This is a genomic window from Legionella rowbothamii (assembly GCF_900639985.1).
Classification (GTDB): domain Bacteria; phylum Pseudomonadota; class Gammaproteobacteria; order Legionellales; family Legionellaceae; genus Legionella; species Legionella rowbothamii.
On record NZ_CAAAIM010000002.1, the window covers coordinates 148446 to 171749 of the forward strand.

Consider the following 23304-nt stretch of genomic DNA (forward strand, 5'->3'; position numbering starts at 1 on the left):
GTCTTGACTTATTTTCTCTCGATATAGATACTGCTCACCTTTTCATGCCTACGTCAAAAAAACGGCGTGCATGTTTTGTTAATAGCTTCTTTGTGTAAGTTAGTAACAAAATGGGAACTTAATAATAATTTATATGGAGACTACGCATGTTTAGTTTGAAAAAAACAGCATTAGCGGTACTCGCTTTAGGCAGCAGTGCAGCAGCATTCGCAGGTACAATGGGCCCAGTTTGCACTCCAGGAAACGTAACTGTTCCTTGTGAGCGTACGGCTTGGGATATCAGTGGCCAAGCTATTGATTTGCAAATCGCTAACAACAACCGATTCGTTGGTGTTCCTGACGTAAATGGTAACTTCCGCGACCACACTCGTTGGAACTGGGGTTTCCAATTAGAAGGTTCTTACCATTTCAACACTGGTAACGATGTAACTTTAACTTGGTATCATCTAGATACTGGAACTCACCGCTTCGCTTTCGACAGTGCATTTGAAGGTACTGACTTTAGTGTAGCTGCTGCATCTAACTACAAATGGGATGCTGTGAACGGTGAATTAGGTCAATTCGTTGATTTCAGTGCTAACAAAAAAATGCGCTTCCATGGCGGTTTCCAATGGGCTCGCGCTAAGCACAACGCAGGTTGGGCTGCTCTTGTAGCTCCAGCTACTGTTGACGCTATTGAGGGTTACAGTGCTCAATTCAACGGTTTTGGTCCACGTACTGGTTTGGACATGAACTATGTATTCGGTAATGGATTTGGTATTTACGCTAAAGCAGCAGCTGCTCTATTAGTTGGTAATACTAAGTTTAGTTCTGCATATGCTGATTCAACTACTCCTGCAGTTGCTTACCATGGTTCAAAAACTGCAATCATTCCAGAACTAGAAGCTAAATTAGGTGCTAACTACACTTATTCTATGGCTCAAGGTGATGTTACTTTGGACGCTGGTTACATGTGGTTCAACTACTTCAATGGATTTAGCCACGTTTCAGCTGCTAACCTTCTAAGTCACACTTCTGACTTTGGTGCTTCTGGCCCATACGTTGGTTTGAAATATGTTGGTAATGTTTAATTACTAGCCTAGTTTCATTACCCACCCTATTGTATCAATAGGGTGGGTTCTCCTATCCTTCTTCTGTACTAACCCTTCTTATGTTCCGTCCGTGACTTATTTCTCTAACAAAGCATGATTCTTGTCGCATTTTATCACGAGCTATTGGTACTTCAGATTACGGTGCATCAGGCCCTTATTTTGGCTTAAAATATGTAGGTTTGGTTTCAGAGACTTTCTCTCAGGTGCATGTATATCCCTTTGAGCTCCTATCAACTTTAAATGACTATCATTTTGATTTTCTTGACTTATTTCTGTGCCATGATAGATACTAGGTGCCCTTAACGGATAAGCGTGGTTGTCCGTATATTTTTTGTACAAAGGCAATAAAGAGAATTTTGATAATATTTATAAAAACATGGAGACCTGGGATGCTTATTTTAAAAAGAATAATCCTTCTCGTACTCACCTTTGGCAGTGGAGTGCTTTTTGCAGGTACCATGGGGCCTGTGTGTTCGCCAGGAACTATGACCGTACCATGCAATCAAACGGCATGGAGTTTGGCGGCCAATGCGCTGTATTTACAAACAAATTTTAATCAAACATTTTCCTATTATCCTCGAGGAGACAATGATATTTATAATGGCCTTGGTGGACAATGGGGGTGGGGTTTTCAATTAGAGGCATCCTATTTATTTAACACGGGTAATGATGTAACGCTTAAGTGGTATCATTTGGATGGTGCTAACGGGAGTTTAAAATTTAATCCTTTTGGTGAATTTGATCCACTGAATGTACGTTTAGCATTGAAAACCCAATGGGATGCCGTAAATGGTGAGATGGGCCAATTCGTCACGCTTTCACGTGATGTTAACTATCGCTTTCATGGTGGTTTTCAATTTGCCAGGCTGAAAAATACAATGGATGCAAGGGTGGCATTTATTCTGCCTGCAGATTTTTTAGCTTTGGTTGATGCAGACAGCATACCTGCCCCCCAAAATCTTAATTACACTACTTCGTTTAATGGTTTTGGACCGCGTACGGGTATTGATATGGATTATATTCTGGCTGATGGATTTAGTCTGTATGCTAAAGCAGCTACGGCATTACTGGTCGGTTCGATTAAGTCACATGCTAGGGGGTTGGCCGAGCCATTAACTTCTGTGCATAGTTCCTATTCTGCGATCGTTCCAGAGCTTGAGGCTAGTGTAGGGCTTACCTATAGTTATCCAACTAAGCGAGGGGATTTCCTTTTTGATTTAGGCTATTTGTGGGTGAATTATTTTAATCCATTAAGAAATCAAAATATAATTAAGAATCTAGCAAATAATCAAACAGTTACTTCAGAAAATAGATCAAGTGATTTAAGTATTTCAGGTCTTTATTTCGGATTAAAGTATGTGGTAAATATTTAAAGATTATCCTTCAAGATATTTCGGTGATTATGTTGACTTTGTTAAAGTTGATCGGGGATAATTTGGCGAGGTGCAGTGCTTTTATAGCGCGAGAATGTACCCTTGCTAAAAAATTTAGTTTCTAGTTAGAATGAGCTATAAACGGAAATTATAGGCCGTGTAAACAGGCCCTAATAAGAAAGTGGAGATATGCATGTTAAACCTGAAACAAACAGCGATAGCTGCTCTTGCCTATGGCTGCAGCGCCGTATTCGCTGGCACCATGGGGCCTGTTTGCACCCCGGGTAATGTTACAGTTCCTTGCGCCAAAACAGCATGGGGCGTTGGTGGACATGCTCTCTATCTACAAACCACTGTAAATCACGATTTTGCTTATTATCCAACCGCCGCCGATCCAAACGAGTTCAATGATCAAGGTGGGCAATGGAGCTGGGGTTTTCAGCTCGAAGGTTCGTACCATTTTAACAGCGGTAATGATTTTACATTAACCTGGTACCATTTAGATTCAAGTGCTCATGATATTCTGCTTAACCCACTCCTGTTTTCTGCAATTGATGTCTTTTCAAAAGAAAAAGTGAAATGGGATGCTGTTAATGGTGAGCTAGGTCAATTTGTTGACTTTAGCGCGAATAAAAAAATGCGTTTCCATGGTGGTTTCCAATTTGCGCGAATCAAGCCAACGACGGATGTGGACGTTACAAAATTAGCCGTTTCAGGTACGCCGGTTACCGAAAATTTCCAAGTTGTTTCTGTGTATAATGGTTTTGGTCCACGCACAGGTCTTGATATGGCCTATGAGTTTGGCAATGGCTTTGGTGTTTATGCCAAGGGGGCAGCTGCTGTTTTAGTCGGTACTGCTAAGTTTAATGATGATGGTTTCCATTCTGTATCTGGATCCATTGTTCCCGGAGGTACGGTTACCCCATTTCGTTTTTCTACAACGGCACTTGTTCCCGAGTTAGAAGCTAAATTGGGAGTTAACTATACATACGCAATGGCGCAAGGTGATATTACCCTGGATGCTGGTTATATGTGGTTTAATTATTTTAGCCCAAACAGACAGGTTAGCCCCGCATTGATTGCTGAAAGATCAGATTTTGGTGCTTCAGGTCCGTATTTTGGCTTGAAGTATATTGGTAATGTTTAATTTCTTAATTGATTAAGATCTTAGGGTTTGTTTACATGATTACTTTCTTGGATGTAATGACAAGTACGTGATGTGTAAATAGGCCTAGTGAAGCCCGTCGCCAATTGATGGGCTTTTTTTCAAACGGAGTTTTTATGCTAAAAAAGACAACTATTGCTGTATTGGGATTGGTAGCAAGTGGCTATGCGGCTGCTGGCGCTATGGGGCCTGTATGTACACCTGGAAATGTTACTGTTCCTTGTGATGCAAGAAAATGGGAATTAGGGGCTGAAGCACTGTACATGCGTCCTATCTACGGCGCTCAAAAAAGCCTACAGTTTGTTCCAAGCTTGACAACGAGTGTTAGTTCAGAAGTGGCTGACGTACGTGATCAGTGGAGCTGGGGCTTCCGGGTAATGGGATCGTTCTACTTCAACACAGGTAATGATGTTACTGTAAACTGGACCCATTTAAACTCTAAAGCAGATTTCAATAATATTGTAGCTCCTTTGGTGGTTCCTCCGGCGACTGTTATACAAGTTCCAGCAAATTACGAAAGCCGTGATCAATTTGATCAAGCGAATATCGTCTTGGGTCAGCATGTTGATGTTAGTGTCAGAAAGAAAATGCGTTTCTTTGGAGGTATGCAATATGCAAACATTCAATCTAATGCAACTAACTATCTAAACTATCCTTTAATTCCGCTGCAGTTTGGTTCAACGGTTTCTGTATTTGATAATACCGATTTTAAAGGTTTTGGTCCTGTTACCGGAATTGATTACTCTTATGCCTTATTTAATGGTTTAAGCGTAACTGCCAATGGTACTGGTTCCATCCTGGTTGGAACCACACGTTATCATGAGGGTTTCGTCGTTGATAATCTTCATGCTATTTATGCGAATTTTTATTCTCGTAAGAAAGCGATTGTTCCAAGCTTAGAAGCAAAACTAGGCTTGAATTATGCGCATGATTTCTGGGAAGGGACTATAAACATTGATGCGGGGTATCAAGCGATTAACTACTTCAATGCACTGACTACACAATCGTTCCAATTACCAAATGCTCCAACTCACGCTGTCAACTACGGGCTCTTTGGTCCTTATTTCGGTCTGAAATACGTAGGTAACGCATAAGTTATCAAACAAGTAGCCGTATTAGTGTAACGTAAATACGGCTACTTATGTCACATTGCTCCCGTATTACGAGTTCGGCTAAGACGGGACGCACATCCTCCATTCTCCTAAAAGATTTTTATGAGCCTGCCTAAGGCATGTCGTTTTTTACATTTAAGATAAAAAGGAATTTATATAATCTATGGATGGCGACAACTATCTTGTCCATTATTTTTTCAATTAAGTTTTAATTTAGCTCTAGTCATCATTAAATTCACAAGATATACTTTCTGGCCACACCCTGTGTGGAAGTAAAAAATAATAAACAGGAGTAGCCGCATGAAGATTAAAAAACTTGTATTGGCTTTAGTCTGTTTTTCATCGCCACTCTATGCGGAAAATGATCAACAGTTGGAACGTGAAATAGAACGTTTACAAAAGCAAACACAACAACTGCAATCACAATTAATTGCTTTACAAAAAAAACTAGTAACACACACAACAAAACATTCTGCTGCGCCCGCTCGTTCTCAAAAAGCTGCCGCCACCCCGCGCTCGACAAAGGTTGATGCGCCGCAAGTTGCAGATAAACAGCACACAGACCGTGGAAAAAGTAAGTTAATTAGATACCATTCTTCCCCAGTTACGGTTCATGCGCCGGAGGCGAAACCAGCATCTATCGGTTTTTATCCTACCGCGTTAGTAGCTGATAATCGAGTTGTTACTTATATTGCCGGCACCCCAGTAGTCACTTCCCCATACTTGGGATCGCGACCCGCATTTGATGGTTCAGATTATATTGTTAACATTTCAAGTATTAACCGTGATATTCGCTTAATGCAGCAGCGCCGTCGTTTATATGATGCTTATAAACAGATTGGTTATCCGATTCCTGAACGCCCTATTATTGCAATTAGTGGTAAAGCCGAGCCTATAGGCATGGTTAACTCATCTTACATGGGCGAAACGAATACGGATTTAACTTTAGGCTCCAGTGAATTAGCCGTAGCTGCCGCCCTGAATCAGAATGTTGAAGCTTATATGTCGATTGCTTATGATGAGAGCCCACCGGAAATTGGTCCTCGCATCAATAACTCCGCTTTCAGTTTGAACTTGGGATTTGTGAATATTGGTAACTTAGATAAAACACCATTTTATTTTACAGCAGGACAATTATATGCCCCGTTCGGGCGTTACTCGAGCTCGATGGTAAGTGCTCCGCTTACTATGAATTTAGCACGTACTAAGACCCGGCCATTTATTTTAGGATATAAATCACAAACGGATCGCGGACCTTTTGCTGCAGTTTATATTTATCGCAGTGACACCCAGTCAGGAAAATCTGGTGTAGGTGGCGCTAACTTAGGTTATTCTTTTGCTGTAAATGATATTACTGGGGAAGTTGGTGCGAGCTATATTAGTTCGATAGCCGATTCATCAGGTATGCAAAATACCGCCGCAAATCCTGGAACATTTGGTGGTTTTGGTTCCTTATTGCATGGAAGTGAAATTGTTCGCAAAACCCAAGCGGTGGATGTGTATGGTAACCTAGGTTTTGACCGCTTTAACTTGACGGCAGAATGGGTAGGGGTAACTCAGCCATTTAGAGCTCAAGATTTAAGCTTCAATGCACGTGGAGCCAGGCCTCAAGCTTTGGAAACCGAATTTGGGATGACCTTTAAGAGCTTTAATCGTCCGTCATCGATTGGCATCGGTTATCAATGGACTAAGGATGCTTTAGCGTTGAACTTACCTCAGCAACGTATTATCGGGGTATATAACATCTCTATTTGGAAAGATACTGTTGAAAGTCTTGAGTACCGACATGATATGGATTACGGGAAAAATAACTTTGCTAATGGTAATGCTCCAGCAGGTGTTATCAATGCGCCGACACTAGGAACCGGGCGTTCTGCTGACACTGTTTCAGCACAAATAGGCGTTTATTTCTAATTAATGTAGGCTGGGCTTGTCAGCCTAGCCTACGCATTACGCTATCTTTTTCTTTAAGTCAACGCCATTAGTGGCATGCAACCAGGCTACATTCTTTGTGCTATCTTTAAACATATAATGCTTCGCATAAAGGATGGCTATGCGTTATCTGTTTTTAGTTAAAAATATAATCGCCATATTTCTTATTGTTTTTATTTACTCTTCATCGTCTTATGCCGTAAAAATAGTAGAACTAAGCATTAAAGGTTCCATAGGTCCTGCTACTGCCGATTACATCGTACGTGATGTAACCCAAGCACAACATGCAGATTTAATCCTGGTACTTCTTGATACCCCAGGAGGACTTAATGAGTCGATGCGAACCATCGTGCAAACCTTTTTAGCCTCTAAAGTTCCCATTGTCGTTTATGTCAGTCCTACTGGTGCTCGTGCCGCCAGTGCCGGAACCTATATATTATATGCGGCAACCTTAGCAGCTATGGCGCCTGGAACTCAATTAGGTGCTGCAAGTCCCGTTAATATTAGCGCCCAGTTTTCAGGAGCCTCAGAATTTGGCCAGCATTCAGATATTATGAATAAGAAAGTAACTAATGATGCGGTGGCAACCATACGTTCTCTGGCACAATTACGAGGACGTGATCCCGTATTTGCGCAAAAAGCGGTAATAAATGCAGAAACGCTCACCTCAACAGAGGCCTTAAAACAAAAAGTGATTAATTTTATTGCTAAGGATGAGCAGGATTTATTCGCTCAGCTCAATGGGATGGTTGTTACTCAAAATAATCAAAAAATAACCCTGAATACTACCAATCCCCAAATACAACGAATAAATCCGGATTGGCGTACCTATTTCTTATCTTTAATAACTGATCCTACAGTGGCCTATCTGCTACTGCTCTTGGGTATCTATGGTATTTTCTTCGAATTAGTTAATCCCGGTTTTGTACTGCCCGGTGTCATCGGGGCTATTGCTCTTCTTATAGCCTTTTATGCACTGCAGCTATTACCGGTGAATTATGCCGGCTTTTTACTTATTATTGTGGGAATTGGATTTATTATTGCCGAAGCCTTTTTACCTGCTTTTGGCTCCTTGGGAGTTGGGGGGACGATTGCATTTCTTATTGGTTCAATCATGCTCATAGATGGCCCTGAACATACCTTCCATGTTGCCTGGTCAGCAATTTTGGGAATGGCTATGGTTAATATTATTATTTTCATTATTCTTTTAGGTAGTGTGGTTAGAGCCCGGCATCAAAAGCTTAGGCATGGAGTGGAGGTCTTAATTGGTGGGCAGGGGCAAGCATTTGGGGATATTAATATGAAGGGACAAGTGATAATCCACGGTGAAATTTGGAGTGCTTCATCACGCCACTTTATTGCTGCAGGCAAGCCGGTCATTGTGGTTGGATCTTCAGGATTAGTGTTGCATGTTGAGGAAGAAACGGGAACACAAGGAGAATGAGATGGGACCTTTTTTAGGGGTAATTTTTGCAGCCATCCTGCTGCTATTAATATCTGCAGTTAAGGTTTTTCGAGAGTATGAGCGGGGTGTCGTGTTTATGCTCGGACGTTTTTGGCGGGTTAAAGGCCCTGGATTAGTACTAATTATTCCAGTGATTCAGCAAGTAGTGCGGGTGGATTTACGTACCATTGTTATGGATGTACCGAGTCAGGATGTGATTTCGAAGGATAACGTCTCCGTACGGGTAAATGCGGTGCTTTATTTTCGGGTTGTTGCTCCAGAGAATGCGATTATTCAAGTGGAAAATTATTATGAAGCCACCAGCCAGCTGGCGCAAACCACTTTGCGTTCTGTCTTGGGACAGCATGAGCTTGATGAAATGCTTTCTGAGCGCGAGCGATTGAATAGCGATGTGCAAAAAATACTCGATGCGCAAACGGATAATTGGGGCATCAAAGTGTCCAATGTGGAAATCAAGCATGTAGATTTGGATGAAAGTATGATCCGTGCAATAGCCAAACAAGCTGAAGCTGAACGAGAACGCCGTGCCAAAGTAATTCATGCCGAAGGGGAATTACAAGCTTCAGCAAAATTACTGCAAGCATCGCAAGTCTTAGCACAACAGCCGGAGGCGATGCAGCTCCGTTATTTACAAACTTTAGCGGCAATTGCCGGAACGAATAACTCGACGATTGTATTTCCGATGCCTATGGAGCTGGGGGATATTTTAGCGAAGATGGCGAAAAAATAATGAGCAAACTGCAAAGGTATTGCTTGCAGTTTGATGATGTTTCAGCGTTTTTTATAATTTTCATCTAAACTGCTGCTCCTCTCGCTTTGTAGCTTCCCCTTTCGTTTATTTGTTTTTTATGATAGAACTTCTTTTTTGAAAAAATTATGAGGTTTCATCGTGTCGATTAAGTCAGATAGATGGATTGAAAAAATGGCGCTTGAACATGGAATGATTTCTCCATTCGAGTCGAACCAAGTACGTGAAAATGCTGGTGGACGAATTATTTCTTATGGGGTATCCAGTTATGGATACGATGTGCGCTGTTCAAGGGAGTTTAAGATCTTTACTAATATCAATTCGTCTATCGTTGATCCGAAGGCATTTGATGAAAATAGTTTTGTGGATGTGGAATCCGATGTATGCATTATTCCACCAAATTCTTTTGCTTTAGCGCGCACAGTCGAGTATTTCCGTATCCCACGAAATGTATTGACTATTTGTTTGGGTAAATCCACTTATGCACGTTGTGGCATTATTGTTAATGTTACTCCCTTAGAGCCTGAGTGGGAGGGGCATGTAACCTTGGAATTTTCGAATACCACGCCCCTACCTGCAAAAATTTATGCTCATGAAGGCGTTGCACAAATGCTATTTCTGGAAGCAAGCGAAGTTTGCGCTGTTTCCTACCGCGACCGTGGTGGTAAATACCAAGGACAGACAGGCGTCACTTTGCCACGGACTTAAAGAAAACTCGAAAATAGACTGGGCTGTGAAGCCCAGCAATAAGCTCATCGAATTATCGTTGCTGGGCTTTTCAGTCCAGCTTTCACGCGGCACTTGACGCCATTAATTAAATGAGGCCAATGCCGCTCATCGCGACAATGAAATTTACATCCCGTTCCCTATTCTTCCTCAGCTGGCAATTCGTACTGTGAACGAGACATATCAACACGTTCACGTAATTCTTTACCTGGTTTAAAGTGTGGGCTGTATTTAGCCTTAGTCACTACTTTTTCCCCTGTTTTTGGATTGTGGGCATTACGTGGCGGACGATAATGTAGCGAAAAGCTACCAAAGCCACGAATTTCAATCCGCTGATTTTTAACGAGTGCATCACTCATTAGTTCTAATATCTTATTAATCCCATCCGCTACTTGTTTTTCAGTAAGATGCGTCATTCGAGCAGCAATGTGTTCTATGAGCTCCGATTTAATCATACCCACCTCGTGATTGTCGCTTGTTCCAAAGTCTGTCACCATTACAGATTTAGGTGCGGACAATGCCCTTGTTCTATAAGTATAGATCGGGTAAAAAATTATTCAATGTTTTCAAGACAGTTAGTATTTACTCTTTTTTCGCGCATGTATATAGGCAAAAACCACCCCCCAGCTCATTTCAATTTGCGTTTGCAAAATTACCTTAAAGTACTTGCCAGGTAAGGTTTTGCTGGTAGTGATGACAACTTTCAGATTGGGTAATTGCTCCAGCCGGGCACAAATTTTTTCCCAGGTTGGGCCGAAAAATGAGGTTGAATTAATAAAAATAATTGTCGCCTCATCTAAATTTACTTCCAGAAAATCCCCTAAAATAAATTCAATCTTCTTTGTTTGTTCTGCATAACCGGACAATTGAGCTAAATAATCTACTTGTCTGCAGGCATTAAAATAAAGTTGTGGTAGGATTTCTATTCCTACACTTTTAGATATAGGATAAACCATTGCGCAAGCGAGCACTGCCTTTCCTACCCCACAGCCGAGATCATAAAATACAGTTTGTTCGTCGGGCTGAGTTAGTGAAAAAAGTGCTAAGAAGGGTAAAAATTTAATTTCACCATAAACATAATCGAGTGAATCACTTTTTTGCCGTGCTTGTTGGGACAAGAGGAATCCATTTGCATGGTGGTATAATTGGTGAAAAACTCGCTCATGTTCATCGATATGCAATGTTTTTTTCCATTGGCTAATGCGTCCTTGTTTAATAAGGCGGGGCAGATAGTGGCCGCTCAAGGCAAAGATTAAAATTAAATAAATAGAAATGGCAATGAAAGAGAGCAATGCTAGATCCTTAGTAGCTGTTTACTTAATGATGCTAATTTAAGCGAACACGTCATCCCTTATTCAGTTTGGAGTGATCTATGTTCCTTATAATACGTTCCTAACCTGGTTAGGAACGATTAATATAGGCTAATATCTTTGTTTTTTCTTCTTGGCTTAATTTCGGCCATACCTGTAATAACATCCGCCCAGCTTGGCGCTCATTTTGGGCAACATGATGCATTTCCCATGGAAGTTCACCGTTAAGATAAAGAACGACAATAAACGCCGTTAAAATAGTAATAAGCACAGCAAAAAAATTAAAGCGTAATTGAAAGCTATGCAATAATTTATTACTTTTATGCACTGCATCATTAGCCGTCTGTTTCACGAGCTCGCAGCTTTCATGGGCAATGCGTTGAAATTGATCTGGAGCATAGGGGGTTAATTGTTTATTAAAATGCTGTATTAATTGATCTCGATGCTGGTTAATTTGAGCCAAAGATTTGTCAGTTAATAGGCTGATAGACTCTTGCTGTTGTTGTAGACGCAGCGCATGCTGTTCAATTTCTTGCCGCCAAGCATCCATTTTTGCTTCTGCCAATTCAAAATAGGCAATAAATTCACGAGAATGCTGTAACAGTTCTTGGGTACGAATCCAATTATCATCCTGATATTGTTCCATGTTCCTCTTTAGCTCCTTTAAATATTATTAAATTAAGTCAAGCTGGGTAAAGTGTGGGCAAATGGTCTAGAATTATGGTGCTGAGGTTTATTTTATAGGGAATATTTTATTTTGAAAATAATGACTAATATCTGAACAAACAAATCATTAGTTAATATTTCCTTAATTTAGATTCATTAGAATGGACTTAAATTGGTAATTAAGGGGCGCGTTATGGTGGCACGCAGTACTAGTGGATTCTTTAGAGCTCCTGCGGAAAATGCACAAAACCAGGGCAAAGAATATGAATGTATTAATGTCGGCGGCGAGCAATTTCATGCTGTGGCCGTGGCGTTAATTGATTATTTACAAAATAACTCGCCTATTAATGATGCTGTTTTGAAAAAAGTATTAGGTCGTTTCTATCAGTATTTCCCTCAGCATGCAGTTAATGACGCCTACCTGACGCCTAAAGAGCGTATGGGGCGATTGCTTAGTAATTCTCGTAAATCAGAGTTAGTTGAAAGTATGGCTTATGTATTACGTCAATTAACGGTTGATAAATTATATGAAGATCACTTAAATCTGGTTTATCGAGATGTTTTTGCTAAAGTGCCTAAAGACACTGCTAAAAGTTATTTACGGGATATGAAAACGGTTATGCCTCCAGTTGCTTTAAAAGCGTTAGAAGATAGTTTAAATATTGCGATTACTTTATCTTTTAAAGAACCGGATCACGAGCTTAGAAGACGTGACGGTGTTGTCGATAACGATCAGCCTGCACTTCGTTTACAAGTACAAGGAGATAAATATTATCCTGAAGTAAAACGAAAAGCTGATTTTACCTTTGTAGGACAGTTAGCGATTAGCACGAAACCAATGCTAATGCCAAATGAGCAAGAAGGGAAAATGAATGACATCATAACGGCAATTTCTGCGGAAAATCGAGAGCTTTTACATGCCTATGAGCAACAACGGAATGCTTTTTTAAGTATGGTGGCTGCAGGCGAGCTCTCTTCTACGCAACTAAGGGATTTATATATTAGTTTTCTTCCTGAGCAAGAATATAACGCCGGTTTCATTACCCGTTTAGAGCAAGATGCTCATCCTATTATTGCCACAGCTCCTGTCAGCTCAGAAAAACGAATGGTGCAATTGTTGACTAATGCCTTAGCAAGCTGGGTGATTGTCGGTGCAGTGGATAAAGAAGAGTTGTTTGACCGGATAGAAAATACACCAGTTAACGCTTCCGTTAAAGCTCATTAAACTATTGTAAGAGAGGTATAAGTAGCCCGTATTAGACAATGTCGCAATACGGGCTACTTACACATCAAAGAAAATTCTGTGCTTTCATCCACTCATCATTTGCAAATTTAGACATGTAGTTACGAATAGAATCTGGTAGGATCACTAAGCATTTTTGTCCTTTCTTTAATGTTTTGGCTGCTTGTAATGCGCCCCACATTGCCGCACCAGAAGACCCACCGACTAATAAACCTTCATCGCGTATCAGTTGTCTTGCCATATGGAATGAGTTTTCATCATTGGTTTTGATGTATTGATCAATTAACTTATTGTCTAATACCTCAGGGAAGAAATCATAGCCAATTCCTTCTACTTGATAGGATTTAATTTCAGCACCCCCGCCTAAAATTGAGCCTTCTGGATCAATGCCGATAATTTTAATGGCAGGATTGTATTCTTTTATGCGTTTGGCAATGCCAGTAATTGTTCCGCCAGTGCCTACACCTGCAACGACCATGTGTAAGTCCATACCAAAATCATCAATGATTTCTTGGGCTGTGCCACGATAATGTGCATTAGGATTATTGGGGTTAGCGTATTGATCTAAAATATAGGAGTTGGGAATTTCTGCTTGTAGTCTTTTAGCTAGAGAAATGTGGCTTTCAGGATCATTATAAGCAGCTTCAGTGGGAGTCCTGTATATTTTTGCACCCAGACGTTCCAAGACAGATTGTTTTTCTTGGCTCATTTTCTCTGGCATAGTAATAATTACTTTATATCCTAAAACAGCACCAGCTAGAGCGATACCAATACCGGTATTCCCAGAAGTGGGCTCAATCAATGTATAGCCTGGTTTAATCAAGCCATCTTTTTCAGCATTAACTACCATTTCATAACCAATACGGTCTTTAACCGAACCACCGGGGTTAAAGAATTCACACTTAGCATAAAGTTCACAATCTAATTCGTGGCCCAGGCGATTAATTTTTACAACAGGGGTGTTGCCAATGGTATCGAGTATGTTTGGGTAAATCATGCGGGTAATCCTTTAGTAAGTGATAAATCTGTTTGATTATAGGGCGGTTATGTGAAAAAACAAAATCTTCTTAGTTTTTGGTGGTGATTTTGATTTTTATCACTTATATTTAATAAGTTAACAAAAAAGCAGGGAGCAAATGATGATAAATTATAACTTAATTAAATGTGGTTTCTTGGGGGCTGCTTTAACATTCGGTTTAACCGCGTGCAGCTGGGATATGCAACGCCACGATCATGTAGATACTCGTTATGTACCTATGGAACAAAACAAAAAAGTAGTGCAACAGAAGCATAAAGCAAAACCAGTACAAAAATCTTATGCCTCTAAAGATCCTACTCAAAAAGCAACACCTGGACCAGTGCGTAAAGCAGCTCCTCAGATTCCAGTAATTCAATAAGAGCAATCGCAACCTAAGATCCCGCGGCTTGTCCGCGGAATCTTACCCCATACCAGGATTCTGTGGACAAGCCATGGAACCTCGGATCGCTGTGAGTGTATAACTTAAAAATCCCTTATGTTCTCCTCTGTACTAAACTAATAATTAAATTGTATCAAGGAGCGTGCAATGACGAACGTAGCAGAAGTATTGGTGGATACCTTAAATAATGAAGGCGTCAAACGTATTTATGGAATTGTAGGAGATTCGTTAAATGGGATTACGAATGCTTTGCAAAAATACAAAGACATACAATGGGTGCATGTTCGTCATGAGGAGAGCGGTGCTTTTGCTGCTGGAGCTGAAGCACAATTAACAGGGGAGTTGACTGTTTGCGCGGGCAGCTGTGGCCCAGGTAATTTGCATTTAATCAATGGCCTTTATGATTGCCATCGCAGCAAAATTCCTGTCTTGGCAATTGCGGCGCACATTCCCAGTGCGGAGGTGGGTGGGGATTATTTCCAAGAAACTCACCCCAATATTTTATTTAAGGAGTGCAGTTGTTTTTGTGAGGTAGTCAATTCTGCAGAGCAAATGCCGCGCTTACTGAATATGGCCATCCAGGCTGCTAAGGCTAAATCAGATGTTGCCGTGTTGGTTATTTCAGGAGATGTTGCACTGCAACAGGCTCGTTTTGAGGCAAGCAGAAAGCGTATCGCCAGTGTACGTCCCAAGGTTATCCCTCCTGACTCGATATTAAAAGATATTGCCGAACGCCTCAATGCCGCTAAAAATATTACCATTTTTTGTGGTATTGGCGCAGCAGACGCACACGAGGAATTAATGCTCTTGTGTCATACCCTCAAAGCCCCGGTAATTCATACCGTCCGCGGGAAACCATTTATTGAGCCGAATAACCCGTATGATGTCGGAATGACGGGATTTATCGGGTTTTCTTCTGGTTACCATGCCATGGAAGCTTGCGATACCTTACTCTTGTTAGGAACCAGTTTTCCCTACCGGCAATTTTATCCTACTAAGGCACAGGTTATCCAAATTGATTTGCATGGTGAGCAATTAGGTAAACGAGTAGAGATTAATGTTGGGGCAGTGGGTGATATTGCCTGTACCCTAAAAGCCTTAACTCCTTTACTGAATATCAAAGAGGACAGTAGTCATTTAGACAAAGCAAGAGCCCATTACCTCAAAGCGCGTCAAGGCTTAGATGTTCTGGCAAGTCCTACACCGGATCACTCCCCCCTACATCCACAATATTTAGCTCATTGTGTAAGCATGATTGCTGAAGACGATACGGTTTTTACTGCTGATGTTGGGACGCCAACTGTTTGGGCTGCGCGTTATTTAACGATGAATGGGCAAAGACGACTGTTAGGTTCATTTAACCATGGCTCAATGGCTAATGCGCTTTCCCAAGCAATAGGTGCTCAAGCAAGTTACCCCGACCGCCAAGTGATTGCGCTGTGTGGGGATGGCGGGTTTTCCATGCTAATGGGTGATATTTTAACGTTGGTTCAACATAAACTTCCGATTAAAGTCATTATCTTTAATAATGGTGCTTTAGGTTTTGTGGAAATGGAGATGCATGTTGGTGGGATGTTGGATTACGCTACTACTTTAGTAAATCCTAATTTTGCCGCAATGGCAGAAGCCGTGGGGATTAAGGGTATTCGCGTGGAGAGCGCCGAAACTTTAAATAGTGATTTACATACGGCATTTGCTCATGATGGCCCAGTCGTCGTTGATGTAGTGGTGCATCGTAATGAATTAATCGTGCCGCCTAGTATTGAGGCCGCTCAAGTTAAAGGCTTTAGTTTGTATATGTTAAAAGCCATTATTAATGGTCAAGGGGATACGGTTTTGGATTTGGTGAAGACTAACTTATGGCGTGGTGACTAAATCGCACCAGGATTGAAGCTATATTCGTGTTGCATAATACGGGATCGGTGCCGAAATCAGGCATTGATCCCATGCTATTTTCGTCTGGGCGAAATTAAGGTTTAAACGATGAGTCCTCAAGCGGCTCTCTCAGCAATGAATCGTCAATTAATTCTTTATTTGCCTTGGAACGGGTAGTGCGATTTCCAAAAAGAGTTGCTTTTTTGCCATCGTCACGATACATCTCATTGTGAACGGTTTTCGCGTTTTTATGGTCTTTTTTTGCAGAAGGAATTAAGCTTTTTCCCATAATAAATCCTGTTAAAATTAAATATTAGTATCTTTTTTCCTAGCAGCATGCAGCTAAGGCGAGCAACTATGCAATAGAATGACACTCAATTTCAAGAAATTTTTACTGTAGAAAGATAGAGATAAGTTTAATGGGGAAGGTAGCCCGTATTAGACGAAGCCTTAATACGGGATGTTCTGGGGCAAATCCTCGTATTACGCGGCGCGAATACGGGCTAGGAAAATGATTACTCAGGAGCAATCATTTTCTCCGGACGGACCAACTCTGCAAAACGCTCAGCAGTTAAGTAACCTAACTTCACCGCTGCTTCTTGTAGTGAAGAATTATCCTGATGGGCCGTTTTCGCAATTTTAGCGGCTTTATCATAGCCAATATGCTGATTCAATGCGGTAACTAACATTAAGGAATGATGCAGGTAGTAATCAATCACTGTGCGATTAGGTTCAATACCTTCAGCGCAAAATTCTTGGAAGGAATGGCAAGTATCGGTTAAGAGGTTAAGTGAATGCAGGAAGTTAAAAATCATAACCGGCTTAAACACATTTAACTCAAAATTTCCCTGACTGTCTGCGATACCAATAGCCGTATCATTGCCCAATACTTGAGCACAGACCATAGTCATGGCTTCAGATTGAGTAGGATTCACTTTACCAGGCATAATCGATGAACCAGGCTCATTTTCAGGAATAGTGAGCTCACCAATTCCGCAACGAGGGCCGGAAGCTAACCAACGAATATCATTAGCTATTTTCATCAGAGCACAGGCTAAAGTTTTCATTGCTCCGTGCGCAAAGACTAAAGGCTCATGTGAGGCAAGAGCGGCGAATTTATTTTCAGCACTGACAAAGGGCAATTTCGTGATTTGAGCAATGTGCTCTGCTACTTTAGTGGCAAACTGCGGATGGGTATTTAAGCCCGTTCCAACCGCGGTGCCACCTGCAGCAAGTTCATATAATTCAGGAAGTACTGCTTCTAAGCGTTTGATGCAAGCATCAAGCTGAGCCACATAGCCAGAAAATTCTTGACCTAAAGTAATGGGTACTGCATCTTGTAAATGAGTTCGGCCGATTTTCACGATATCTTTAAAGGCTTCCATTTTTGCAGCAAATACATTGCGGAGGTTTTTAACGGTAGGAATTAATTTTTCGTTCAACGCAACTGCTGCCGCAATATGCATAGCTGTGGGGAAGGTGTCATTCGATGACTGGGACATATTCACATGATCATTCGGATGAACAGGTGCTTTACTACCCATGACTCCACCTGCCATTTCAATCGCACGGTTGGAAATAACTTCATTGGCATTCATATTCGATTGGGTGCCACTTCCTGTCTGCCACACATGTAACGGAAAATGTGCATCCAATAAGCCTTTACTCACTTCATCTGCGGCTTTAACGATTAAATCTGCCTTATCTTGAGGTAATTTACCTAAATCCAAATTGGTGAGGGCTGCTGCTTTTTTCAAAATACCAAAAGCATGAGTCACTTCGCGTGGCATAATGTCTTTGCCAATATTAAAGTGATGTAGCGAACGCTCGGTTTGTGCCCCCCAATATTTATCTGCTGGGACTTCAATTTCACCCATACTGTCTGATTCGATACGCATTGTGCTCATAGTATTCAGATTCCTCGAATTAAAAAGGAAAATTTTAACACAGGGTATAATTATTCCGTACGTGGCTCTTGTAAAAAATCGGAAATAAATTAACTTAGTGGGCTTATCAAGCATTTAGGAAGCTAATCAGAGTGAGAACAGTTCGTATTTATCAACCGGGTGATTATCAATGTGGCCAGCTTTTAGAATTATCACCAGAGGCAAGTCAGCATGTTGGGGTGGTCTTGCGCATGCAAGCAGGAGAGCTCTTGACCCTGTTTTCTGGAGGTAATCGCGAGTTTACCGCAACCATTCAGGCGGTGAAAAAAAAGCAGGTTATCGTCATGATTGATGCTATGGCTGAAGTGAGCAAAGAATCGCCACTGCACATCCATCTCGCGCAAGCTATTTCTAAAGGGGAGCGGATGGAGTTCGTCATGCAAAAAGCCGTTGAGTTAGGCGTAAGCAGCATTACACCCATTATTACCGCGCGTTGTGTGGTTAAACTAGATAAAGAACGCATGGCGAAAAAGTTACATCAGTGGCAGTCTATAGTTATTGCCGCCTGTGAACAATCCGGTCGAAATACTGTCCCCCAAGTACACCAGCCATTGAGCTTAACGCAGTATCTTCAGGAAGCTCAGGCAGCATTAAAATTAATTTTGCATCCGGGGACCAATAAAACCTGGCGTGATTATCGTCTTGGCAATACGAGTATTAGCTTACTGATTGGCCCAGAAGGAGGGTTAAGTGACGATGAAATTACCACGGCTTGTGCCCAAGGATTTCAACCTTTATCTCTAGGTCCACGGATATTGCGCACGGAAACTGCGGCAATTACTGTGTTAAGTGTGTTGCAAGCTGTGGGCGGTGATCTATAATAGATTGGATTAGGGTTTGTTTTGATCCTAAAGAATTCCAAATAACTGAGGTTTACACATGAGTGAACATATTAAAACGGTAACTGACGCAAGCTTTGATCAAGATGTGATTAATGCAAATAAGCCAGTATTAGTGGATTTTTGGGCTGAATGGTGTGGTCCTTGCCGTGCATTAACACCTGTATTAGAAGAAGTGGCTGCAACTCATGGTGCAGATATTTCTTTTGCAAAAATTAATATTGATGAAAATCCACAAGCTCCAGCAAAATTCGGTGTAATGAGTATTCCTACACTGATTATATTTAAAAATGGCCAAGTGGAAGCAGTTAAGATGGGCTATTTATCTAAGTCTCAATTAAGTGCTTTTGTTGAAAGCCACGTGTAAATATTCATTATTCTTTATAAATAATGTTGGATCTTAATTTAAAGCTGTGATACTGTTTGTTTATGTGACATGCTGGAATAGAGTCATGTTACATAAGCAGCAGAATCCTTAGCTGCTTTCTTAAATTTATAAATTTTCTCGGATAAACCAATCTTAAACAACAAATCAAGTGAGAAGTATGAATCTTAGCGAACTTAAGCAATTACCTATTGCCGATCTCTTTAATATCGCCCAAGAGATAGGTGTCGAAAATCCTTCCCGTATGCGCAAACAAGAAATTATTTTTGCTATTCTTAAGGCTCATGCCTTAAAGGGAGCTGACATCCATGGTGATGGTGTTTTAGAAGTCCTGACTGATGGTTTTGGTTTCTTGCGCTCTGCAGATGGTTCTTATTTGGCCGGTCCAGACGACATCTATGTATCGCCCAGCCAAATCAGACGTTTTGGTCTGCGTTCTGGCGATACAATTTCAGGAAAAATTCGTCCACCTAAAGACAGTGAACGTTATTTTGCCCTGTTGAAGGTTGATGAAATTAACTATGATTCACCTGACAGTGCTAAGCGAAAGATTCTTTTCGAAAACCTTACTCCTTTATTTGCTTCCGAGCGCTTAGTTATGGAGCAGGGCAATGGTAGTACAGAAGATCTGACCGCCCGGGTGGTGGATTTATGTGCTCCTTTTGGTCGTGGCCAACGTGGATTGATTGTTTCTCCGCCGAAAGCGGGTAAAACATTAATGTTACAAAACATTGCTCGCTCTATAGAAAAAAATTATCCAGAATGTTACCTCATTGTTTTATTAATTGATGAGCGTCCTGAGGAAGTTACTGAGATGCAACGCTCCGTTAAAGGTGAAGTGGTTGCCAGTACTTTTGATGAACCAGCTAATCGCCATGTTCAAGTTGCGGAAATGGTTATTGAGAAAGCGAAGCGTCTAGTTGAGCATAAGCGTGACGTAGTTATTTTATTAGACTCGATTACTCGTTTAGCCCGTGCCTACAACACTGTAATTCCTTCTTCAGGAAAAGTATTAACGGGGGGTGTGGATGCAAATGCATTACAAAGACCTAAGCGTTTATACGGTGCTGCACGTAACATCGAAGAAGGCGGTAGTTTAACCATTATTGCTACAGCTCTGGTTGACACCGGTTCTAAGATGGACGAAGTAATTTATGAAGAGTTCAAGGGTACCGGTAACATGGAAATCCACTTGAGCCGTAATATTGCTGAGCGTCGTGTATTCCCTGCGATCAACATTAACCGTTCTGGTACACGTCGTGAAGATCTCTTATTAAGCCCAGAAGACTTACAACGTACTTGGATTCTACGCAAGATTCTCCAATCTATGGATGAATGTGATGCAATTGAGTTCTTGATTGAGCGCATGAAGAACCATAAGACCAATGCTGAATTCTTTGATGCAATGAAACGTCAAGAGTAATTCATTTTATGTAGGTTGGGTTTTGAGGGTATAGTGTAGGTTGGGCCGATGGCCCAACATTGAGTTCTCGTGTGGCTTGAGCTCTTGTTGGAGCCGAGGCCCAATCTACAATTTATAAATATAATCTTTAACTAATAGCAATGCCCCAAAGCCCCCTAAGGCTGTTCGAAGGGATTTTCCATGAAATACTCTGACCTAAGAGACTTTATTACCCAACTTGAATCACGTAATTTATTAAAACGGATTGAGTATCCAGTATCTCCTTATCTTGAAATGACCACCGTAAGCGACCGAGTTTTACGTGCTGGCGGCCCTGCTTTACTCTTCACCAACACCACTCATCATCAGATGCCTGTTTTAACGAATCTCTTTGGTACCGTAGAACGAGTTGCTCTGGGTATGGGCGAAGAAAGCATCAGTGCCTTAAGAGAGGTGGGGAAATTATTAGCCGCCTTAAAAGAGCCGGAGCCACCTAAGGGATTTAAAGACGCATTTAATAAATTGCCATTGCTCAAGCAGGCACTCCATATGGCTCCGAAAATAGTAAGTGGTGCTGAGTGTCAAACTCATGTATGGGAAAAAGATGAGGTGGACTTAACCACTTTACCGATTCAAACCTGTTGGCCTGGAGATGCTGCACCACTAATTACTTGGGGTTTAGTTACGACTAAAGGCCCACATCAAAGCCGTGAGAATATGGGTATTTACCGGCAGCAATTATTAAATAAAAATCAATTGATCATGCGCTGGTTATCGCATCGTGGCGGTGCCTTGGATTATCAAGCATGGCAACAAGCTTATCCTGGAGAGCGTTTTCCGATAGCAGTGACACTGGGCGCAGATCCGGCAACGATTTTAGCGGCAGTGACCCCAATTCCAGATACCTTATCCGAATATGCTTTTGCAGGCTTATTACGTGGCCAACGAACACGTTTGACCCGTTGTATTGGCAATGACTTACATGTGCCCGCCAGTGCGGAGATTGTTTTGGAAGGCTATTTGGAACCTGGAGTCGAGGCTCCTGAAGGACCTTATGGCGATCACACCGGTTATTATAATGAAGTACAATCATTCCCAATCTTTACTGTTGAACGTATTACGCATCGCGAGCAACCTATTTATCATAGTACCTATACGGGTCGTCCACCGGATGAGCCCGCGATTTTAGGTGTGGCGCTTAATGAGGTTTTCATTCCTTTATTGCAAAAGCAATTCCCAGAAATTGTTGATTTTTATTTGCCCCCAGAAGGCTGTTCTTATCGTTTGGCAGTGGTTACCATCAAAAAGCAATATCCAGGGCATGCAAAACGAATAATGATGGCGGTATGGTCTTTCTTACGTCAATTTATGTACACCAAATTTGTTATTGTTTGTGATGATGATGTTGATGCACGTAACTGGCAGGATGTGATTTGGGCAATGACCACCCGTATGGATCCAGCGCGGGATACGGTAATGGTCGATAATACCCCTATAGACTATCTTGATTTTGCTTCACCTGTTTCGGGCCTAGGTTCGAAAATGGGGATGGATGCTACCAATAAATGGCCAGGGGAAACCCAGCGTGAGTGGGGCGTTCCAATTGTTATGGATGAAGAGATATTAGATAAAGTTAATGGTTACTGGTCGTTATTGGGGTTGGGTGCATGAGTAAAAACAACATCAAGGCCCGGGTTGAGCAAATTACGCCGCTGACGGATAGTATTATGCAGTTGGTGTTAGCCCCCGAAAAATACGTGGATTATTATGCAGGGCAGTATTTACAAATTATTCTGGGAACGGAGGCATTTAGTTATTCCATTGCTAATGCGCCTTTAGGTTCGCATCGTTATGAATTGCACATTCGCCACAGCCAGGAAAATCCATACAATCAACGCTTATTTGCGCATATAAAAGAACACGGAAGTGTTACTATTAATTTACCGTTTGGTGATTGTTGTATTGAGCGTTTGGATGAACAGCGCCCAATATTATTTATTGCCGGTGGGACAGGTTTTGCTCCGATAAAGGCGATGATTGAGCATTTATTATCGAACGGAGACAAGCGGCCCTTTGAGCTTTATTGGGGCGCGCGAATGCAAAATGATTTGTACATGGATGAAAAAATCAGTAGTTGGCAGGCTCATGTGGAGCGCTTTAATTATTTTTCGGCGCTTTCTGAAGAGAATTCTGATCCACTGGTTTCTTTGGTTCTATCGCGACATGCACAGGATATAGCTGATTGGCAAATTGTCATCAGCGGACCTTTTGATATGGTTTATAGTATCCGTGATACTTTAGTCGAGCGCGGTGCATCCCCAGAGCATTTATTCTCGGATGCATTTAGTTTTGAAACGAAATAAGGAGAGGTTTCATGCAAACACTTTATGAAATTCTAGGATTAGTTGGGGCTGGTTTGATTTTGTTCATTCTGTACCGTTCAATTAAGGGGAATCCTGAGCAGTTCAGTAGAGCAAATTTAAGTAACAGTTTTTTTACTCTGGGTGTTTTAGCCTTGGTCCTCATTGGCTTCATCGCCATATTAGTATTCACGCTACGTCACACGTAGCCTAGATGTAATCAAGGTTCCCTTAGCCAGATACTTAGG

23 protein-coding genes are annotated in these 23304 nt (G+C 41.4%); 17 read left to right on the forward strand and 6 right to left on the reverse strand.

The annotated features are described in order from the left end of the window. The first annotated feature begins 146 nt into the window (after positions 1–146). The 8 genes from E1P08_RS05860 to dcd all read left to right on the forward strand — a co-directional run bounded on the left by E1P08_RS05860 (position 147) and on the right by dcd (position 9594). A complete protein-coding gene (locus E1P08_RS05860; RefSeq protein ID WP_133136099.1) occupies positions 147–1070 on the forward strand; it encodes an Lpg1974 family pore-forming outer membrane protein in 924 nt (307 codons plus the stop codon). A gap of 410 nt (positions 1071–1480) precedes the next feature. After that, entirely contained in the window at positions 1481–2464 is a 984-nt protein-coding gene (locus E1P08_RS05865; RefSeq protein ID WP_133136100.1) for an Lpg1974 family pore-forming outer membrane protein, read from the forward strand. Between the two features lie 193 nt (positions 2465–2657). Next, on the forward strand, positions 2658–3611 hold the full coding sequence (locus E1P08_RS05870; RefSeq protein ID WP_133136101.1) for an Lpg1974 family pore-forming outer membrane protein: 954 nt from the start codon (positions 2658–2660) through the stop codon (positions 3609–3611). Positions 3612–3745: 134 nt separating this feature from the next. After that, positions 3746–4723: an Lpg1974 family pore-forming outer membrane protein gene (locus tag E1P08_RS05875; RefSeq protein ID WP_133136102.1), complete on the forward strand. Its 978-nt coding sequence runs from the start codon at positions 3746–3748 to the stop codon at positions 4721–4723. 318 nt (positions 4724–5041) lie between these two features. After that, positions 5042–6655: an LbtU family siderophore porin gene (locus E1P08_RS05880; RefSeq protein WP_133136103.1), complete on the forward strand. Its 1614-nt coding sequence runs from the start codon at positions 5042–5044 to the stop codon at positions 6653–6655. Between the two features lie 139 nt (positions 6656–6794). Next, positions 6795–8117 (forward strand): NfeD family protein, encoded by a 1323-nt coding sequence (locus tag E1P08_RS05885; protein ID WP_133136104.1) that lies wholly within the window; start codon positions 6795–6797, stop codon positions 8115–8117. A 1-nt stretch (position 8118) separates the two neighbouring features. After that, positions 8119–8868, forward strand: a complete 750-nt coding sequence (locus tag E1P08_RS05890) for a slipin family protein (RefSeq protein WP_133136105.1) — start codon at positions 8119–8121, stop codon at positions 8866–8868. 159 nt (positions 8869–9027) lie between these two features. After that, entirely contained in the window at positions 9028–9594 is a 567-nt protein-coding gene (gene dcd, locus E1P08_RS05895) for a dCTP deaminase (protein ID WP_133136106.1), read from the forward strand. Positions 9595–9752: 158 nt separating this feature from the next. On the opposite strand, the gene E1P08_RS05900 is transcribed toward dcd, so the two are convergent. From E1P08_RS05900 to E1P08_RS05910, 3 genes are all read right to left on the reverse strand, one after another. Continuing rightward, a complete protein-coding gene (locus E1P08_RS05900) occupies positions 9753–10067 on the reverse strand; it encodes an integration host factor subunit beta (protein WP_058534152.1) in 315 nt (104 codons plus the stop codon). A gap of 120 nt (positions 10068–10187) precedes the next feature. Continuing rightward, on the reverse strand, positions 10188–10904 hold the full coding sequence (locus E1P08_RS05905; RefSeq protein WP_133136107.1) for a class I SAM-dependent methyltransferase: 717 nt from the start codon (positions 10902–10904) through the stop codon (positions 10188–10190). A gap of 109 nt (positions 10905–11013) precedes the next feature. Next, positions 11014–11568 carry a hypothetical protein gene (locus E1P08_RS05910; RefSeq protein ID WP_133136108.1) on the reverse strand — a complete coding sequence of 185 codons (555 nt, stop codon included), beginning with the start codon at positions 11566–11568 and terminating at the stop codon, positions 11014–11016. Positions 11569–11781: 213 nt separating this feature from the next. Between E1P08_RS05910 and E1P08_RS17325 the strand changes: the two genes are divergently transcribed. Beyond that, positions 11782–12813, forward strand: coding sequence for a hypothetical protein (locus tag E1P08_RS17325; protein WP_207387339.1), 1032 nt, complete (start codon positions 11782–11784; stop codon positions 12811–12813). Positions 12814–12877: 64 nt separating this feature from the next. Here E1P08_RS17325 and E1P08_RS05920 read toward each other — a convergent pair whose 3' ends face one another. Continuing rightward, positions 12878–13828 (reverse strand): pyridoxal-phosphate dependent enzyme, encoded by a 951-nt coding sequence (locus E1P08_RS05920; protein ID WP_133136109.1) that lies wholly within the window; start codon positions 13826–13828, stop codon positions 12878–12880. Positions 13829–13967: 139 nt separating this feature from the next. Between E1P08_RS05920 and E1P08_RS05925 the strand changes: the two genes are divergently transcribed. Beyond that, complete coding sequence (locus E1P08_RS05925; RefSeq protein WP_242602393.1) at positions 13968–14228, forward strand: hypothetical protein; 261 nt, start codon at positions 13968–13970, stop codon at positions 14226–14228. A gap of 168 nt (positions 14229–14396) precedes the next feature. Then, on the forward strand, positions 14397–16124 hold the full coding sequence (gene poxB / locus E1P08_RS05930; protein ID WP_133136110.1) for a ubiquinone-dependent pyruvate dehydrogenase: 1728 nt from the start codon (positions 14397–14399) through the stop codon (positions 16122–16124). Between the two features lie 94 nt (positions 16125–16218). Here poxB and E1P08_RS05935 read toward each other — a convergent pair whose 3' ends face one another. Both E1P08_RS05935 and fumC read right to left on the reverse strand, forming a co-directional pair. Further along, positions 16219–16413: a hypothetical protein gene (locus tag E1P08_RS05935; protein ID WP_133136111.1), complete on the reverse strand. Its 195-nt coding sequence runs from the start codon at positions 16411–16413 to the stop codon at positions 16219–16221. A 226-nt stretch (positions 16414–16639) separates the two neighbouring features. After that, entirely contained in the window at positions 16640–18031 is a 1392-nt protein-coding gene (gene fumC / locus E1P08_RS05940) for a class II fumarate hydratase (protein ID WP_133136112.1), read from the reverse strand. 131 nt (positions 18032–18162) lie between these two features. On the opposite strand from fumC, the gene E1P08_RS05945 reads away from it, so the two are divergent. The 6 genes from E1P08_RS05945 to E1P08_RS05970 all read left to right on the forward strand — a co-directional run bounded on the left by E1P08_RS05945 (position 18163) and on the right by E1P08_RS05970 (position 23265). Continuing rightward, a complete protein-coding gene (locus E1P08_RS05945) occupies positions 18163–18891 on the forward strand; it encodes a 16S rRNA (uracil(1498)-N(3))-methyltransferase (RefSeq protein ID WP_133136113.1) in 729 nt (242 codons plus the stop codon). A gap of 58 nt (positions 18892–18949) precedes the next feature. Next, on the forward strand, positions 18950–19276 hold the full coding sequence (gene trxA / locus E1P08_RS05950; protein ID WP_058534143.1) for a thioredoxin: 327 nt from the start codon (positions 18950–18952) through the stop codon (positions 19274–19276). A gap of 178 nt (positions 19277–19454) precedes the next feature. After that, positions 19455–20717, forward strand: coding sequence for a transcription termination factor Rho (gene rho / locus E1P08_RS05955; RefSeq protein WP_006869409.1), 1263 nt, complete (start codon positions 19455–19457; stop codon positions 20715–20717). Positions 20718–20897: 180 nt separating this feature from the next. Beyond that, on the forward strand, positions 20898–22367 hold the full coding sequence (ubiD, locus tag E1P08_RS05960) for a 4-hydroxy-3-polyprenylbenzoate decarboxylase (RefSeq protein ID WP_133136114.1): 1470 nt from the start codon (positions 20898–20900) through the stop codon (positions 22365–22367). Further along, positions 22364–23059, forward strand: coding sequence for an NAD(P)H-flavin reductase (locus E1P08_RS05965; protein WP_133136115.1), 696 nt, complete (start codon positions 22364–22366; stop codon positions 23057–23059). The genes ubiD and E1P08_RS05965 overlap by 4 nt, the downstream gene beginning before the upstream one ends. An 11-nt stretch (positions 23060–23070) precedes the next feature. After that, positions 23071–23265 carry a hypothetical protein gene (locus tag E1P08_RS05970; RefSeq protein WP_133136116.1) on the forward strand — a complete coding sequence of 65 codons (195 nt, stop codon included), beginning with the start codon at positions 23071–23073 and terminating at the stop codon, positions 23263–23265. Positions 23266–23304 lie beyond the last annotated feature (39 nt).

Excerpts from the sequence above, each read along its gene's own strand:
- E1P08_RS05860 (WP_133136099.1), top strand. The coding sequence starts at position 147 with ATGTTTAGTTTGAAAAAAACAGCATTAGCGGTACTCGCTTTAGGCAGC.
- E1P08_RS05865 (WP_133136100.1), top strand. The coding sequence starts at position 1,481 with ATGCTTATTTTAAAAAGAATAATCCTTCTCGTACTCACCTTTGGCAGT.
- E1P08_RS05870 (WP_133136101.1), top strand. The coding sequence starts at position 2,658 with ATGTTAAACCTGAAACAAACAGCGATAGCTGCTCTTGCCTATGGCTGC.
- E1P08_RS05875 (WP_133136102.1), top strand. The coding sequence starts at position 3,746 with ATGCTAAAAAAGACAACTATTGCTGTATTGGGATTGGTAGCAAGTGGC.
- E1P08_RS05880 (WP_133136103.1), top strand. The coding sequence starts at position 5,042 with ATGAAGATTAAAAAACTTGTATTGGCTTTAGTCTGTTTTTCATCGCCA.
- E1P08_RS05885 (WP_133136104.1), top strand. The coding sequence starts at position 6,795 with ATGCGTTATCTGTTTTTAGTTAAAAATATAATCGCCATATTTCTTATT.
- E1P08_RS05890 (WP_133136105.1), top strand. The coding sequence starts at position 8,119 with ATGGGACCTTTTTTAGGGGTAATTTTTGCAGCCATCCTGCTGCTATTA.
- E1P08_RS05900 (WP_058534152.1), bottom strand. The coding sequence starts at position 10,067 with ATGATTAAATCGGAGCTCATAGAACACATTGCTGCTCGAATGACGCAT.
- E1P08_RS05910 (WP_133136108.1), bottom strand. The coding sequence starts at position 11,568 with ATGGAACAATATCAGGATGATAATTGGATTCGTACCCAAGAACTGTTA.
- E1P08_RS17325 (WP_207387339.1), top strand. The coding sequence starts at position 11,782 with ATGGTGGCACGCAGTACTAGTGGATTCTTTAGAGCTCCTGCGGAAAAT.
- E1P08_RS05920 (WP_133136109.1), bottom strand. The coding sequence starts at position 13,828 with ATGATTTACCCAAACATACTCGATACCATTGGCAACACCCCTGTTGTA.
- E1P08_RS05925 (WP_242602393.1), top strand. The coding sequence starts at position 13,968 with ATGATGATAAATTATAACTTAATTAAATGTGGTTTCTTGGGGGCTGCT.
- poxB (WP_133136110.1), top strand. The coding sequence starts at position 14,397 with ATGACGAACGTAGCAGAAGTATTGGTGGATACCTTAAATAATGAAGGC.
- E1P08_RS05935 (WP_133136111.1), bottom strand. The coding sequence starts at position 16,413 with ATGGGAAAAAGCTTAATTCCTTCTGCAAAAAAAGACCATAAAAACGCG.
- fumC (WP_133136112.1), bottom strand. The coding sequence starts at position 18,031 with ATGAGCACAATGCGTATCGAATCAGACAGTATGGGTGAAATTGAAGTC.
- trxA (WP_058534143.1), top strand. The coding sequence starts at position 18,950 with ATGAGTGAACATATTAAAACGGTAACTGACGCAAGCTTTGATCAAGAT.
- rho (WP_006869409.1), top strand. The coding sequence starts at position 19,455 with ATGAATCTTAGCGAACTTAAGCAATTACCTATTGCCGATCTCTTTAAT.
- ubiD (WP_133136114.1), top strand. The coding sequence starts at position 20,898 with ATGAAATACTCTGACCTAAGAGACTTTATTACCCAACTTGAATCACGT.
- E1P08_RS05965 (WP_133136115.1), top strand. The coding sequence starts at position 22,364 with ATGAGTAAAAACAACATCAAGGCCCGGGTTGAGCAAATTACGCCGCTG.
- E1P08_RS05970 (WP_133136116.1), top strand. The coding sequence starts at position 23,071 with ATGCAAACACTTTATGAAATTCTAGGATTAGTTGGGGCTGGTTTGATT.